We start from the raw sequence: 16,961 nt of genomic DNA on the forward strand, positions 1-16,961 counted from the left end.
ATGTTTCTAGCATTTTCAAAGAAAGCTCTCTATTTTAGAGGAGCAAACATTTTGCCAAAACACCATCATAAGCGTCCAAAATGCCGGCTATGCACGGCTTTTTGGACGCCCCCTTGGCATCCCTCATTTAACTCTTCCAATAATATAGTAATACTAAAAATTCACTTCCCTGTCATTATCACCTATACTAAAAGAAGAAATGGATTGCTGAAAGAGGTGTTTGTATGGAACAACCATGCATTTTAATTATAGATGATGAGGCTGATTTACGAAGTTTACTAACAACTACCCTACAAAAGGAAGGCTTTTCAAATATTATTACTGCAAGCTCTGTCACAGAAGGCTGGAATATGTTTGAGCAGCATTCACCGAGTATTGCATTAGTCGATATTATGCTACCTGATGGAGAAGGCTATGATTTATGTAAAAAAATGCGTGAGGTATCGCATATACCTATTTTATTTTTATCTGCGAAATCAGATGAAATTGATAAACTACTCGGACTTGCAATTGGCGGAGATGATTATATTACAAAGCCATTTAGCCCAAAGGAGGTTGCATATCGCGTCAAGGCACAGTTGCGTCGCGCAGGCTACCAGACACAAGCTGAAGCACCAACAACTAGTGTCGGTCCTTTCACCATTAATACGGATGAAACTGAAGTATACAAGGCTGGAACTGTACTTGATTTAACGGCTAAGGAAGTTGGCTTAATGGCTTGCTTTTTACGCAATCCAAATCGTATTTTGAGTAAGGAAACATTATTTGAGCAAGTATGGGGGGAAGAATTTTTTGGAGCAGACAATACATTAATGGTGCATATTCGTCGCCTGCGAGAAAAAATTGAGGACAACCCATCTAGCCCAATCTATATTACGACTGTTAAAGGTTTAGGCTATCGCTTTAAGGCGAAATAAGGAGAAGCGTTTATGAGATGGAAAATAACAGGTCGCTTTTTAACTGCCATTATATGTACAGTATTTTGCGTTATTTTAATAAACGGTATGATTTCAATTGTGGCATTCTTTATTTACAATAATGCAAGCGAGGAAATCCATCCTTCACCAACAGATTTTACACGTACACTTGCACGTTACATTTCGGAAGTCGATGGCACACCTCAAATTTCAGACGAAGGGGTTGCTGCACTACAACAGCGCAATGCGTGGCTGCAATTTTTAGATAATAATGGTCATGTGATTTCTGAAGTATTAGCACCGCCTACAGCGCCTCAGCATTACACACCTGTTGAGTTAATACATGCTTATAAATATCGCGACGAAAATAATACGTCTATATTTGTCACAGAGCATGATGGCATTATGTATTTAGTTGGTATTGAAGATAGCAGTTTGACGAAAATTGTTTTCACCTCAAATACAAGCTCCATCTCCCAATTTGTAGCACAGGTTGCTCTTATTATTATTATCATCGACCTTGTTATTGCTGCAATTATTGGCTTTATCTTCAGTTCATTTCTGACAAAGCCGATTTATGGCATGATTGAGCGCATTCGAAAGTTGAAAAGCCGCAATTTTTCTGTTGCCAATATGCAAAACCAAGGCATTTATCGTTCGGTTTTTCAAAATTTAGATGATGTCGCCGAGAATCTGAAGCTACAAGAGGAGGAGCGCCATAAACTAGAGCTGATGCGCAATGAATGGATTAGCAATGTTTCGCATGATATGAAAACGCCGCTTGCCTCAATCCAAGGCTACGCCGAACTACTGCAAGACGATATTTCACCAAAGGAAAAAGCAGATTACGCAGAAATTATTGAAAAAAAATCAGTTTATATGCGTGAACTACTAGATGACTTCACATTAACAATGCGGCTTCGCCAGCAGCAAATGCCATTGCAGCTTGTGGAAACAAATATCGTTTCCTTTGTACGCGAGCTTGTTATCGATGTCTTGAATGATCCATCGTTTAGCGAGCATAATATTTCATTTGAAGCACAAACCGAGCGACTTATGAAAAGCATCGATAGCCATTTGATGAAACGTGCATTGTTAAACTTTATTTATAATGCCCTCGTGCATAATGATGCACAAGTAGCGTTAGAAATTTCTGTCGAGGAACCAGCTACCATCATTATTCGCGACCAAGGCAAAGGAATTGCAGAGGCGGATTTACCACAAATATTCGAGCGCTATTATCGTGGTACAAATACGGAAAATATTAAAGGCACTGGGCTAGGTATGGCAATTGCCCGCGACATTATCCAAGTTCATGGTGGAGAGGTCATTGTAACAAGTAAGATTGATGTTGGCACAACTGTGGTTGTGAGGCTGTAGTGAAGGGGGCGAAAAGCAATTTTCTGCCCCATTCTCCGTCTGCTATTTCCCATCTCCAAAACAATTACCTAAATAAATCACACCTCCGCATAATTGCATCCAAATTTTTTCGAGCTTGCTCGAAAATTCCTCTTCAAAATCTGTGACATCCGCAGGTGACTTGTGCTAACACGATGTTGATTACTCAGTCGTTACCACCAGATACGATGACCCTAGACTGAATTCCTCATTATCGGCGAGTGTTTGGACACTCACTGAAATGAGCCTACCTAATCAAGACATTCATCTCACCATCTGTAGAGGTTGAAGACTTCTACTGAAAAATGTCAAAATTTCTCCTTCACTTTCTCAGGTAGCTCATCATACGATATTTCATCATAAGATGTCACCTCTTTACCGCTCTTTACATAAAGCTTTAAATAAGCATCATGCCGTAAATTTTTGTTTGCTGAAAACTCCACCTCAACAACCCCGCCATTTTCCTTATAGGCAGCCTGCTTATACCAATATGTCGCCATCACTTCGCCACTTGCTGTTGTAAACTTCTCAACCTCTCCATCTCCAGTAATTTGCACATATACAGCCTCTTTCCCTAAACGATTAAAATCAACCGTCGCAATTACAACAAGACCTGCAATCACAACGATAATCAACGATGCTAATGCAATAAATACTTTTTTCATTTTATTTGCCTCCACTGTAAATTGTGTGAAAATTGTTTGTGTGCCTGGCACCCAATCACTGCGTAAATCCCCACATAAACACCCATCCATATAATGACTGGCACAATGATATTTGTGCCCATTAATCCTGAAAATGCACTCAAAGCGAAAGCGCTATGCAAAATCCCCATTACTAATGGTGCTGCAAAGATAAAGCCGATTTGCATGCGGATGGTTTTGCTCATCTCTTTATGACCGACACCAATTTTATGCAAGATTTCATATTTACCGCGGTCTTCCTCTGCTTCCGTCATTATTTTAAAGTAAATAATACTGCCTGTTGCAACTAAAAATACAAGACCTAAAAAACTACCAACAAATAATAATGAGCCTAAACTTTCCATTGACGCTTTATAGCTAGCTGGGAAGCTTGATAAATAGCTATCGCCTAATTGTTGCTGTAGGTCATTAGAAGTTGCTACTTGTTTTTTTTCATCGCTCATACCGATTAATTGGTAGGCGCTGTCATTAACTTCTAATGCTTGATAATCCCTTGCAGATACCACAATTACCTGTGCAACTATGTCGGCATTCAAAATACTTTCTGTTCGGAAGCTCTTGACCTTTACCACTACTTTCCCGATAGTTAATTGTTGTCCAGTAAAATTTGTTGAAAAGCGTTCATCATAATATGGGTCTAGCATAATGGCTTCCCCGTTGTGAACAGTTAATTGTTCGCGCTTTTGCAGCTTCGCTAGCTTGTTGTACGTATCATTATCGATAAATGTATAGCGATAGGTAACTCCTGCAATGTCTAGCTCTGACTGCTTGGCATTAATCGTTTCATCGTAAACAACATCCTGTGAAGAAATACGAGCCGCCTCCCCCTCCCACATAAACGTGTTCGGTAAATAATGCTGCGTTTGCTCGCCCGTATTGTAATACAGTCCATATACTGCACCGCCAGCCGTAATCGTCGTAGCACTTAATACTGCGATTGTTGTCAAGGTTTTCGCGTTACCTCGAATACGATACAAAAGCTGCGAAACACTTAATAAATTTAGCCCGCGCCATGCCCAGCGCTCATTATTTTTTAACTTTGTGAGGACGAAGACGAGGACGCTATGAAATAATAAATACGTTCCTGCAACCGTTGCTATAATAATAACAATCGGTGTTGCTATACCGAGCATTGCCCACATTTTCGATGTCATTAAATCCTGCAATGCTAACCAGTAACCGAATATTAGCAAGGTAATTCCCGCAATCGTTGCCAACCATTTTGCCCGCGGTAAGCTTTCACCTTTTTTATCTGCATAAAATAATTCAATTAATTTAAACTGATAAATTACGCGATAGCCTTGTAATGATGTAAATAAGAAAACAATCATAAAAACAACTGTCGTATTAAGCATCGCTTCACTTGATAGTGTGAAGCTCGCTACTGCATCCAGCCCCATCAAACGAACTAATATCGTTAATAAACCTTTGGATAATAGAAAGCCAAGCATAATTCCAATCGCTAGTGATAATATGCCAAGCACGATATTTTCAAAAAATAATAGAAAACCGATTTGCTTTTTGCGCACACCTAGCAGCGAATACAGCCCTATTTCTTTTTTGCGCTTTTTTATAAAAAAGGAATTGGCATAAATAATGAACATCGCTACAAAAATTAATAAAACAACTGAGGACGCACTCATAATACCTTGCACCTTCAAAGACGAATCTGCTAAAGCACTAATATCATCGCTATATTTCAATGTAACAAATGTAAAATAAATGACAATACTGAACAATACAGAGCCAAAATACAATGCATAACTTCTCATATTGCGGCGCATATTTTTCAATGCTAAATCAAATAACGTCATTTACGTCACCGCCAATCACTGTAAGCTCCTGTAAAATTGTTTGGAAAAATTGCTTACGCGTTGCTTGACCACGAAAAATTTCCTTCGATAGCTGACCGTCCTGTATAAAAAGAATGCGCTGACAGAAGCTAGCTGCATAAGCATCATGCGTCACCATTAAAATTGTTGACTGCTGCTTCGCATTCAAATCACTGAGACTTTCCAGTAAATCCGTTGCTGATTTGGAATCTAAGGCCCCTGTTGGCTCATCCGCAAACAATAGCTTTGGCTCTGTTACGAGTGCACGTGCTGAGGCTGTACGCTGCTTTTGTCCACCTGAAATTTGATACGGATACTTAGCAAGCAGTCCCTCGATGCCGAACAATTTCGCAATTTTTTCTACGCGTTCATTTATTTCTGATGCAGGTCTTTTTGCGATTGCTAAAGGTAATACAATATTTTCACGCACTGTTAACGAATCAAGTAAGTTGTAATCCTGAAAAATAAAGCCTAAATGGTCTCGTCTAAAGTCTGCAAGCTGCTCATCCTTCATATTGGCAATATTCGTCTCATCAATGACAATTTTACCCGTCGTCGCGCTATCAATTGTTGCAATAACATTTAGTAAAGTCGATTTCCCTGCACCAGACGGTCCCATCACACCAACAAACTCTCCTTTATGCACTTTGAAGCTTACACCATTTAATGCTTTATATAGATTAGCACCCTTGCCATATGCCTTTGTTATATTTTCAACTTGTAAAACAGGTTTCATCCTTCGCACCTCCATCTTGATACTTCTACTTTAGCAGGCGCTCCTTACGGTAAAATTGTGCGAAGCTTACAGCAACCTTAATTTTGTAACAATGCTACAATAACATTACATTTCATTTAAGGTTTGATGAAAAACCACTATTCTGCATAAAAATGCGCTATGCTATAACTGTTCCAATCACCTGCATTTGTATTTATATTCCGCAAAATAGCATCGCCTCGCTATTTTAAATACAATTGCAGTCAACCATTTGGACATGAGAAAACACCCTCAATTCTCTTTAATTAGTAGGAATCCTGCTAATTAAAAAGACCAGCCTCCCGCGAACTTCAAAGGTTTTTTCGAGTGAATCCGAAAAAATCCAAAGTTTATTACGCTAAGGCAAAATTGAAAAATCAAAAAAGGATTGCCTCCTGCGCAGGGCAATCCTTTTTTCATTAAATTGTGTGAGAATTGTTTGTGTGCCTGGCACCGTATGTTTTAAAGCGTTCCAACATATACTCCATCTCATCATCATCTAAAATAACCGGCTTTCCTATTCCTCTAGCACGAATATATACTTCAGCACAAAGCTCAATCTCCTCGGCAATATTAAATGCTTCTTCAATCGTTTCTCCCGCTGCGAGTAGTCCATGATTTGCTAATAAAACGGCTTTAGAATCTCCCATCGCAGTTAATGCATTGTCAGCAAGCTCCTGTGTACCAAAGCTTGCATATTGGGCACATGACACCTTTTTTCCCGCAACAGCAACTAAATAAGATACGGCTGGTAAATCTTCACGTAAACAAGAGAGTGTTTTAGCAAATACAGAATGCGTATGAACGACTGCCTGCATTTCTGGCTTTTGTTTGTACACAGCTGTGTGCATAGCCCACTCGCTCGAAGGTTTATAATTACCTTCTATTTTATTCCCATCTAGATCAATCAGCACAACATCCTCTGGCTCCATAGAATCATATGGTACGCCACTTGGACTAATCACTACACAGTTTTCAGAAGGAACATAAATACTTATATTGCCACCAGTGCCTTTTGTCAGTCCACTTTTCAAAAGTAATTGACAGTGTTGGACGATTTTTTTTCGTTCATCAAGTAGTCTCAAATGAACAACCCCTTATTCATCATTTTTTACAAGTCGAAAATCGGTATGATTCTTTTTAAATTCATCAATTACTTCTTTTTGCTCTCCTGTAAAACAATCGCAATCACTAACGATAATCGTATTAATTTCATCTGAAGGTATAACTTGAAACAGTTTTTTGACACCAATCTTGCTATGGTCAACGAGGGCAATGATTTGATTTGATTTATGAATCATCGCCTGTTTCGCCTCACCCTCATCAATCGTAGAATCTGTCAAACCCTCCTGCAATGTTAATCCGCGGGCAGACACAAACATTTTATCTATATTAATGGATTCCATATACTTTTTTAGGGATGTACCCATCGTTGAGATTGAATTTGGGCGCACATATCCCCCCAGTAAAATCGTTGTTATTTCACTACTAATCAAATCTAATGCTATCGTAATATTATTTGTAACAACTGTGATATTTTTAAAATCCTTAACTAATTTTGCTACCTCAGCAGCAGATGTACTCGCATCAAAGCCAATTACATCGCCGTCTTCAATTAGTTTAACTGCTTCTCGTGCTATAACTTGCTTAGATAAAAGGTTTTCAGATGCACGCAAATTTAAGTTATCCTCTACAAATGATTTTTGAATGGGCTTTGCTCCCCCTAAAACGCGAATTAATAACCCTTCATTCTCCATCTTTTCTAGATCTCTTCTTATTGTCATCTCAGAAACATTAAAGCGGTTGCTCAAATCCGATATTTCAACGTAGTTTTTTTGATTCACTAATTTACTAATCTCATTTCGTCGATGTTGTAATGAATTTACCATGCGTGTCATCCTATTCTTTACTAATATTAGTTAAAAACCGCCCTTAATTTCTCCTCATTTGGGCTATGAATAATTCCTTTCTCTGTAACAATTGCTGTAATTAAATGAGCAGGCGTCACATCAAAAGCAGGGTTATAAACTTTTACTTCTGGTGGTGCAATATATTGCCCTGTCGGCTTTAGCACCTCATCCTTATTTCGCTCTTCGATTGGAATCTCTGCACCAGTTGCACAATTTAAGTCAATCGTAGGTGTAGGTGTAGCGACATAAAATGGTATACCATAATGCTTTGCCAAAATTGCTACCCCCAGTGTACCTATTTTATTAGCTACATCGCCGTTTGCCGCAACACGATCGCAGCCAACAATAACAGCCTGCACTTTATTTTGCGCCATTACTGTTGCAGCCATATTATCCGTAATTAATGTTACATCAACTCCAGCGTGGTAAAGCTCAAAAGAAGTAAGCATAGCTCCTTGAAATCGAGGCCGTGTTTCATCTGCAAAAACTTTTAAGCTCATTCCTTTTTCTTTTGCTAAATAAAACGGTGATGTCGCAGTGCCATATTTTGTTGTTGCTAATGCACCAGCGTTACAATGTGTTAAAACACCTTGACCATCGTCTAATAAAGTTAATAAATGCTCTCCAATATTTCGGTTAATATTAACATCCTCCATATGAACAGCTATCGCTTCCTCAAGCATGCACTCTTTAAACTCGTCCAAATCACTTCCTAAAAACAGCTCTGCTACCTTCCCCATACGCTCAAGCGCCCAAAACAAATTAACAGCAGTCGGTCTAGATGTTGCTAAGTAATCAAGCTGTTCCTTTAACACTATCTTTACTTCCTCCACTGAGCCTTTTAAATGCTGAATAGCAATATAAGCCCCGTAAGCAGCCGTTACACCGATGGCTGGTGCACCGCGTACAATCATGGAATGGATAGCGTTCCAAACATCTTCAGCAGTAGTAATCTCTACATAGCTGACATCGTTAGGCAATGCTGTTTGGTCTAGAAGTATTAATTTATCATCTTTCCATTCTATTGTCTTAAGTTCCATTATATCAACACCTCACCTTTATATTTAAGTAGCAACTGAAGATATTCAGAAATGCTAGAAATTGTATCATTTTTTATACATTCTTTCGCAATGGATAAACCTCTTCGTTCAGCTAAAATACGTGCTTCTTTATCTTCAATTGTTGTAATATCTGCTACTTTTGCTAAGCCAATGATTCGACGATTTATTTCTAGTCCTGCAATGGCAAATGTATCCCGTAAAATAGAGGATAAAAACCCCTCTACAACTTCCTCATAAATGGCGAACTGTTCTATCGACTCTTGTAATATCGCCCTTGCTTTTAACTCGAACTTTTCCATTGTCTCTACTAATACATTCTCTACCCAATTTCCGTAATCTACTTCGTTAAAGGCAAGTGCTCTCAGCCAAGAAAATGTTAAATTTGCTACTAAGTTTCCAACATCGTAGCCAATAGGACCATAGAAGGCAAACTCCGGGTCAATAACTTTTAAAGTCTTTTGATTAATAAATATGGAGCCCGTATGTAAATCACCATGAAGTAAAGCCTGACCCTGTGTTAAAAATTGTTGCTTTAGCTTCGCAACTTTCAGATGCATTTCTTTATCGTTATATACAAAGTCTCGAATGAATTCCTCATTACCCTCTGTTAGCATATTTTGCTTTTTAAAATCAATATATGGCTCTGTATAAACGAGATGCTCCGTAATCTCACAAAGCTCAGGATTAATAAATTGCTTTTGTAGCTGCTTTTTCTTTACAGGATTCATTAAAAAATCCGTTGTACGAATTAAGTTTTCAGCCATAAACGTCGAAATATTTTCCGAGAAATGATTGAATGTATGAAATGCCATCAAATCCTTTCTCATAATTTCAAAATCCTTTAAATCTTCCATTACACAGCAGCTCATCGTTTGGTCGAACAACAAAACTTTAGGCACTAAATCTGGTGTGTATTCAGCTTCTAGCATTAATGCCTCTGTTTCAATACGATTTCGGTCTGTCGAAAGTACAAAGCTTTCAGATATCCTCGCTTGAGGTCCTGCCTGTTTGACAATAACTGAGGCCCCCGCTTCATTCGTTACTCTAAATACATAGTTTAAATTACCGTCTCCAATTTCCCTGCATTGTAGTTCCCCTGAAAAGTCTTTAATCTTTGCTTGAACATATTTTTTTACATCTTCATCGCTCATTAAAAAATACGCTGAATACATCACAGCCACCCCTTATTTTTTTCTACTGTAATATGTGGATGCTAAAGCCAAAGCTAATACAAGCCCTTTTATAATATTTAATGAATAATATGGCACCGACAACATCACTAACCCATTTTCCAAAATACCAACAAGCGCAGCGCCAAATAAGGTACCGATAGCATTCGGCTTGCCATGTCCTGCAAAGGATTGACCAATAAAAGCGGCTGCAACTGCTGGCATTAAATAACCTGCTCCCGCGTTAATTTGAGAGGAGCCTATTTGTGATGCTAATAATAGACCACCTATACCCGCTAATAGTGCTGAAAAAATATAAGCCATCATCTTATAACGATTGACAGGAATGCCCGACAATTTTGCTGCCTCTTCATTTCCACCGACAGCATATAAAAAGCGTCCATGCTTCGTATATGTTAAAAACAAATGCACAACAATCACAACACATAGCATAATGAGGATAATCCATGGCGTTTTACTCAATGTTAGGAAAAAGGAAGAAATACTCCCCTCCGTTGGTGTACCGTCTAATCGAGGCATCCCTACAGAAATTGAACCGCCGCCAGTATAAGTCATTGCAACCCCTTCAACAATAAACATCGTTGCTAACGTCGCGAATAAATCAGGAATCTTTATTTTCACAATTAAAAAAGCATTGAATAATGCAACACATAAAACAGCTAACAATGCCACTAAAATAGAAACGCCTGTTGGCATACTAAACCATACAAACATCGAAACGACTACTGAGCTCGCTAATGTCGCAGTAGAGCCGATAGATAAGTCGAAACCATTAACAGAAAGCGATATCGTTAATCCGATTGCAATAATCGTAACGATTGAAATACTTCTTAATATGTTCAGGATATTAGCCGTCTGCATAAACGTTGGAATCGATATAGTAAAAATGATGATTAATAATATAACCGCAATTACAATTGCCCAATCTTTCATAAATTTTATAGATTGGAGATTTTTAAGCCCCTGCATAACTATCACCCCCGGTTGCATAGTACATTATTTCATCCTCGGATGTTTCACTCGTAATAAGCTCCTTAACTATCTTGCCATCATACATAACGTAAATACGGTCTGTGATTAATAACGCCTCATTTAGTTCACTTGTGGCGTAAATTATCCCTTTCCCTGCAATCGCTAGCTCATCAATTAGATTAAAAATGTCGCCTTTTGCACCGACATCTACACCTTTCGTAGGCTCATCAAACATTAATACCTCTGCATCTGTCATAAGCCATTTGCCAATCGCAATTTTCTGCTGATTTCCCCCAGATAAATTAGCTACTTTTTGATATTCATTCGGTGTTTTAGCACCAATTTTTTTAATCATTTCTCTAGCGGCACTTAGTTCTTTTTGGCGGTTTATAAATTTGGCAAAGCCTGCGAAAAATTCTAAGTTCGCCATTGATAAATTTTTATAAATTGGCTCTTCTACAAAAATCCCTTCTTTTCTTCTTTCTTCAGGAATTAGACCAAATTTATTTTTTACGGCATGATAAGGTGATATATTCTTGACCAGTTTCCCAGCCAACTCAATCGTTCCATACTTTAAATGTGACATACCAAATATTGCCTTACAAAGCTCCGTTTTCCCTGCACCAACAAGCCCTGCTATCCCAACTATTTCATGTTTATCAACAGTAAATGTGACATCATTAACTAGACCTGAATCGTCTACTAAGTTCGTTATCTTTAAAATTGCATCCCCTTTATTTTTCAATTGCTTATGATGTACTAAATCGAAGGACTTTCCTAGCATATATTCAATAACCTTCGCAGGACTGATTTCAGCAATTTGGCTTTCGTTAACAATTTCTCCATCCTTCATAATTGTGATTTTTTCACAAATACTAAAAAGCTCAGGAATTCGATGTGAAATAAACACAATGCCTAAATGATGATTTTTCACTAAATCACGTACAATGGAAAATAATTTATCTGTCTCTGCCTGACTTAATGGGGCAGTTGGCTCATCTAATATTAAAAACTTTCTTTCATGGATAAGCGCTCTTGCAATAAGTATCATTTGCTTCTCAGCTAATGAAATATCCTGTACCTTTTTATCAATATCCATGCTGATGCCCATACGCTTTAATACGTCTTTCGCTTGCGATTTGATTGCTTGCCATTTTATTAGCGATTTTTTACTAAAGACGAGATTATCGAGCATAATATTTTCTGCCACTGTTAAATACGGGATTAACGCCGTGTCTACTTCTTGATAAACAATATCTATGCCTAGCTCCTTTGATTTTTTTGTATCTTCAATTGACACATTGTGATTATTAATAAAAATTTCGCCAGTATAATGTGGATATGCACCAGATAATATTTTCATTAGCGTTGATTTGCCTGCACCATTAGCTCCTATGACTGCATGGATTGTACCCGATTCTAGCTTGAAATTAACGTTGTTTAGCGCCTTAACTCCAGGAAATTCGATTGAAATTCCTTTCATTTCTATAATAGTCGTACTTTCCATTTGTACCCTCCTTTCTCTTTTAAAGAAAGAACGCCTTATTAGTGTAAAGGCGTTTTAATTTATAATTTTCACGCTAAAAAATGTGCCGCGAGCTACTAATTAGCTATTAATTAAGCTATTTAGAGTAGTGTTCACGCAATTTCTCCATCCAATCTTCCTCAAAATCAGACGATTCGCCCCAACCATTAATAATGTCCGCTAAATTGAACATCGTAGTGTCATCCTTTAACTCACTTTGTTTAATTAAATTTGCGGATAAATTATATTCCTCCGGTGTATCTTCGCCAGCTAGCTTTTTCGCCATAATTCTCATATTCATTTTACCGATTAGTGCAGGGTCTACTGCTGCTGTAGAAATCCATTGACTACCATCTTCCTTCATCAAATTAATATCCTGGTTCGATACATCAATGGAAATTAATTTGATGTCGCTACGTTTATTATCAACTAATGATTTGTATGCTCCTTTTGCTAATTCGTCCCATGACCCCCAGACGGCATCCACTGTTCCCGGTGGATATTTTGCTAAAATGGCATTCACTTTAGCGGCAATATCTCCTTGTACATCTTGGAAATTTGTTGGTCCAATTGTTTCGAGCGTTACAATTTCATTTTTATCTTCAAATTCTTTATAAACTTCTTGACGACGATCTAAAGGTGATAGACCGCCAAACCATAGTTTAATTACTTTTACAGGCTCTTCTTTTAATTCAGCAATTTCTTGTAATGACAATCGAGCTAATTCATAATCATCTTGAAAAGTTGCTGTTACTCCTTCATGACCTTTGCTATCTTTTAACGCAACCGTATCAAATAGTGTTACTTTTATCCCTTTCTCCACGGCTGGTTTTATCATGTCGTAAGAATAGTCCTCTTTACCATGCGAAATAATAATTCCGTCATAGTCCTGCATTGTAATTTGCGACACTAACTCTTGGAATTTCGCATCATTATTTTCAACAATATGCGTATCTACTTTAAAACCTAAAGCTTCGCCCTCTTTACGAGCACCATCTAAAAACTGCTTCGTATGATCATCAGACGCTAAGTTTCTTAATACCGCAATTTTCACACCCTGCACCCCTTCAGGCACACCCTCAATCACTGCATCTCCTTTGGATGATTTACCATCATCGCTACCACATGCAACTAACAATATTCCCGTTAATAACATCATCATAAAAAATGTAAACCTTTTCATTAAAATCCCCCTTAGTCTTATAAAATCCCTTTTGTAAGCTTTAAAGCTTATAGCAATAATATTATCTGAATATTCAAAAGTCAATCATAAAATGTTATTTTTTTTCTTAATAACGTTAATTTTTTTCATATAAATTATTTTTCATGTTAATTTACACAATTTCATGCCTATTTTTGTTTACTAATTAACAATTTCAATTTCGGACAATATATTAGCAAAATAAAAAAGCCATCCAGAAAATACAATATTTTCTGAACAGCTTTACTTATAATAATATCTATACATGCTCCTGCAATCCCCCATCGCAAGAGAAGGACGTGACCCAAAGTCACTTTTCAGACGCCCCTCCATTAAATTGTGTGAGAATTGTTTGAGTGCCTGGCACCCTCTTTGCAATTTGAAGCAACGGGTCCCATACACCATTAAATGGTGGGGAGTAGGAAAAATCTATATCCAATAAATCTGGCAAAGTCATACCTGCCGCTAATGCTGTTGCAAAAACATCGATGCGCTTATCTACGCCTGCACCGACTGCCTGCAAGCCTAATAACTTTTGCGTATTTTTTTGCACAACCATGCGTAAATGAATAGGCTGCACATTAGGGTAATAACCAGCGATATGGTTTGCTGTATGGGTATACACATCATATGCTATATCAAGCTTGTCTGCATCGTTTGATGTAATGCCAGTCATGCCGATTGCTAAATCAAAGAACTTTAAAATGGCCGTACCTGCCACACCCCTGAAGCGGCTTACCTTACCAGCCATATTAAGCCCCGCAATGCGCCCTTGCTTATTTGCTGTTGTGCCTAGCGCCACATAATCATAATCACCTTTGATATAATTGAAATGTGCCACACAATCGCCCGCAGCATAAACATTTGGTAATGATGTTTGCATATATTCATTTACGATAATGGCCCCGTTATCCCAACGCTCAAGCTTAGCAGCAAGTTCTGTATTTGGCTTGACACCTGTTGCGACAATGACAAGGTCTGTCGGATAGCTTCCCTGCTCTGTCACGACAGCTTCAACTGCCTCAGTCCCTGTAAAGCCAGTTACTTGCTCGTTCAATAGTACTTCTACATTATACTTTTGTGCCTCAGCAAGCACATGCTCAGCCAACTGCTCATCAATCAATGACATAAGCTGCTTCCCTCGATGAATTAAGCGCACTTGTAAATTGCGTGACCTCAATGCTTCTACTACTTCAAGCGCAATGTAGCCCGCCCCTAGCACAGTAACATGACGGGTGTGCTGTAAGCTTTCCAATAATTCATTCATTTGAGGAATTGTTTTCACTGTATGAATATTGGCTAAATGTGTCCCTTCCCAATTAGGCATCGTTGGGCTAGCACCCGTAGCAATTAACAATTTATCATACGGTACAGCAAAAGCTTCATCCCGGTACAGCCCCTTCACAATCTGAGCCTCAAAATCAATTTCCTGCACCTCATGCTGAATACGCGCATCAATACCACGCTTTCGGAACTCCAATGCCGAGCGTGCAATTAAATTATTTGGTGAAGAAATGCGCCCGTCAATTACATACGGTAGCCCACATTGTCCGTATGAATAAATTTCTCCACGCTCAAGTGTTGTAATTTCTGCATCATCGACATTGCGCAAAATTTCCATCGCCGCACTCATTCCCGCAGCATCCCCACCAACAATAACATACTTCATCGCAATCACTCCCTTTACCCCATCATACATGAATTGCAACTAAATTGTGTCTAAATTGTTTGAGTGCCTGGCACCCGTACTTTTTCCGGTCATCCAGCGCCATAATTTCTCCATTGGTCCCATCTTGAAAAACTTGAAATAAACTACGCTAAATACAATTTGGATAGCAAAGACCATTGGTGCAATGATCATAATATCCTTCGAATTTACAACTTCCAGACCCATAACCGAGATAATGGCTAAAGCAATAAAGCTTTGTGCGATATAATTCGTTAAAGCCATTCGCCCAACTTTCGCGATAGGCTGACATAGCCTTACAGCAGTTGGATTCGAGAAAATCCAAAATAATAAAATTAAATAGCAATACGTAATCGGCACTGTTCCTAGTGCCATAATCTGCATTAGATTTCCGTTATTCCCTTCAGATGCAAACCAAATCCATAGCATGCTACCCACCGCAAACGGCAACAGCCCAATAAATAAAAGCTTTAACTGCTTCACTTCTTTTACATTTTGAATCCAGCCTGCCTTTGATACGTAGAAACCAGATAAAAACATTATGAATACAATCATTGAATCATTACTGAAAATGCTTGTCACGGCTGAATCTGTAATAGGTACAAAAAGCGGTAGTGCTGTTGCAACAATTTGAAGTGTGATTAAACCTATTAACCAACTGCGAATCGTGTTTAAGCTCGCTTTATAAAATGGCAGTAATAAAAGGCCTATCACCGCATAAAAAACTAAAATTGAGCCCCAGAAAATAAATATATGCACGATTCCGATTAATAACAATGCAAGTAAACGTCTTACAAAGCGCCATCTCGGTTTATCCCCACGTCCCTCGGCACGCGATGCAAAAATATAAAACCCTACCCCAAATAAAAACGAGAATATCGAGTAAAATTTCTTTTCTATAAAAATATTGATTAATGAATCAATCGTTTTATTAATGCCTGTAAAATCAGGTATTGGACCACCCTCAACTAGTACTTGATAGCCTGCGATATTAATAAATAAAATGCCAAACAATGCAAAGCCTCGAATAATATCAAGGGCTTGAATTCTTTCTTTCGGTGTTACTGACGATTGCATTTATGAACAGCTCCTTCTTTTGAAATATCCGTCCTAAATGTAACGTGTGTACCTTACGTTTATTTAATGGCAAGCTTACAAAAACCTTAAGTAAAGTAGATATGTATTGATAATAGCCTGATTAAGGATTTTTAAAACGTGTCCAAAACGCGTACAAGCAATGGAAGCTTAAAATTGATTTTTACAACAACAAGCGTTACCAGCAAGGCTTAAGCCTCTTACAATTTAGAGCCTAATCCGTTTTATTATTTACAGTATCTACTTCAGTCAAAAGACAGTTTTGTTTTGATAGCGCACCGAAAGGGAAAATTCTCTTTTCTCATTTCCAGAGTATATTGATGAATAAAAATTTTGCTAAAACATCAACGAAGGCGTCCAAAAAGCCAGCAATCGCATGGCTCTTTGGACGCCCTCTTTTATTTTCCCCTCACTCTGTCACAAGCTGCTCCTTGCAAAACGCTAAAATCATCGCTTCCTCATCATCCTCTAACGCGAAATCTAAATATTCGTTTTCCGCCTTGTCGATAATGAAGTAATTTAAAATACGCACTTCCTCTTCATGATGGCCAATTAATACACGCACTTCAATGCCTGCTTCAGAATAGAGCTCGTCTTCTTCATCGATTTCTACATCTAATAAAAATTCATAGCGCTTGCCTTCAATAATATTTGTTGGGTCTTTAATTTCTTCAATCGAAAATTGTGTAATATTCAATTTGCTCGCTCCCTTTGC

General features: G+C 38.1%; 15 protein-coding genes. 2 read left to right on the forward strand and 13 right to left on the reverse strand.

Annotated features, from left to right (window positions below; translation table 11 throughout):
* Nucleotides 1-224 precede the first annotated feature (224 nt).
* Both MHH70_RS10200 and MHH70_RS10205 read left to right on the forward strand, forming a co-directional pair.
* Complete coding sequence (locus MHH70_RS10200) at nt 225-917, forward strand: response regulator transcription factor (RefSeq protein WP_342471437.1); 693 nt, start codon at nt 225-227, stop codon at nt 915-917.
* A 12-nt stretch (nt 918-929) separates the two neighbouring features.
* A complete protein-coding gene (locus tag MHH70_RS10205) occupies nt 930-2,297 on the forward strand; it encodes a HAMP domain-containing sensor histidine kinase (RefSeq protein ID WP_342471438.1) in 1,368 nt (455 codons plus the stop codon).
* A 326-nt stretch (nt 2,298-2,623) separates the two neighbouring features.
* On the opposite strand, the gene MHH70_RS10210 is transcribed toward MHH70_RS10205, so the two are convergent.
* The 13 genes from MHH70_RS10210 to MHH70_RS10270 form a co-directional block, all read right to left on the reverse strand.
* Nucleotides 2,624-2,980: a YxeA family protein gene (locus MHH70_RS10210; protein ID WP_066170591.1), complete on the reverse strand. Its 357-nt coding sequence runs from the start codon at nt 2,978-2,980 to the stop codon at nt 2,624-2,626.
* Complete coding sequence (locus MHH70_RS10215; RefSeq protein WP_342471439.1) at nt 2,977-4,833, reverse strand: ABC transporter permease; 1,857 nt, start codon at nt 4,831-4,833, stop codon at nt 2,977-2,979. Before MHH70_RS10215 ends, MHH70_RS10210 begins: the two co-directional genes overlap by 4 nt.
* Complete coding sequence (locus MHH70_RS10220) at nt 4,820-5,587, reverse strand: ABC transporter ATP-binding protein (protein WP_107941794.1); 768 nt, start codon at nt 5,585-5,587, stop codon at nt 4,820-4,822. Before MHH70_RS10220 ends, MHH70_RS10215 begins: the two co-directional genes overlap by 14 nt.
* 437 nt (nt 5,588-6,024) lie before the next feature.
* Nucleotides 6,025-6,690: an L-fuculose-phosphate aldolase gene (locus MHH70_RS10225; protein ID WP_066170600.1), complete on the reverse strand. Its 666-nt coding sequence runs from the start codon at nt 6,688-6,690 to the stop codon at nt 6,025-6,027.
* 12 nt (nt 6,691-6,702) lie between these two features.
* Nucleotides 6,703-7,494, reverse strand: a complete 792-nt coding sequence (locus tag MHH70_RS10230; protein WP_066170605.1) for a DeoR/GlpR family DNA-binding transcription regulator — start codon at nt 7,492-7,494, stop codon at nt 6,703-6,705.
* A 26-nt stretch (nt 7,495-7,520) separates the two neighbouring features.
* The gene (gene mtnA / locus MHH70_RS10235) at nt 7,521-8,555 is read right to left on the reverse strand and encodes an S-methyl-5-thioribose-1-phosphate isomerase (RefSeq protein WP_342471440.1); all 1,035 of its coding nucleotides are present in this window, start codon (nt 8,553-8,555) and stop codon (nt 7,521-7,523) included.
* The gene (gene mtnK, locus MHH70_RS10240; protein ID WP_342471441.1) at nt 8,555-9,748 is read right to left on the reverse strand and encodes an S-methyl-5-thioribose kinase; all 1,194 of its coding nucleotides are present in this window, start codon (nt 9,746-9,748) and stop codon (nt 8,555-8,557) included. Before mtnK ends, mtnA begins: the two co-directional genes overlap by 1 nt.
* A 12-nt stretch (nt 9,749-9,760) precedes the next feature.
* Nucleotides 9,761-10,735, reverse strand: coding sequence for an ABC transporter permease (locus MHH70_RS10245; RefSeq protein ID WP_342471442.1), 975 nt, complete (start codon nt 10,733-10,735; stop codon nt 9,761-9,763).
* A complete protein-coding gene (locus MHH70_RS10250; RefSeq protein WP_066170617.1) occupies nt 10,722-12,245 on the reverse strand; it encodes a sugar ABC transporter ATP-binding protein in 1,524 nt (507 codons plus the stop codon). The genes MHH70_RS10245 and MHH70_RS10250 overlap by 14 nt, the downstream gene beginning before the upstream one ends.
* A gap of 115 nt (nt 12,246-12,360) precedes the next feature.
* Nucleotides 12,361-13,446, reverse strand: a complete 1,086-nt coding sequence (locus tag MHH70_RS10255; RefSeq protein ID WP_342471443.1) for a sugar ABC transporter substrate-binding protein — start codon at nt 13,444-13,446, stop codon at nt 12,361-12,363.
* A gap of 328 nt (nt 13,447-13,774) precedes the next feature.
* Nucleotides 13,775-15,133 (reverse strand): FAD-dependent oxidoreductase, encoded by a 1,359-nt coding sequence (locus MHH70_RS10260; protein ID WP_342471444.1) that lies wholly within the window; start codon nt 15,131-15,133, stop codon nt 13,775-13,777.
* A 39-nt stretch (nt 15,134-15,172) separates the two neighbouring features.
* Entirely contained in the window at nt 15,173-16,228 is a 1,056-nt protein-coding gene (locus tag MHH70_RS10265; RefSeq protein WP_342471445.1) for a DUF418 domain-containing protein, read from the reverse strand.
* A gap of 427 nt (nt 16,229-16,655) precedes the next feature.
* Nucleotides 16,656-16,943 (reverse strand): DUF6509 family protein, encoded by a 288-nt coding sequence (locus tag MHH70_RS10270; protein ID WP_066170630.1) that lies wholly within the window; start codon nt 16,941-16,943, stop codon nt 16,656-16,658.
* Between the last annotated feature and the right edge of the window lie 18 nt (nt 16,944-16,961).

It is taken from the genome of Metasolibacillus sp. FSL H7-0170, assembly GCF_038593115.1.
GTDB lineage: Bacteria > Bacillota > Bacilli > Bacillales_A > Planococcaceae > Metasolibacillus > Metasolibacillus fluoroglycofenilyticus.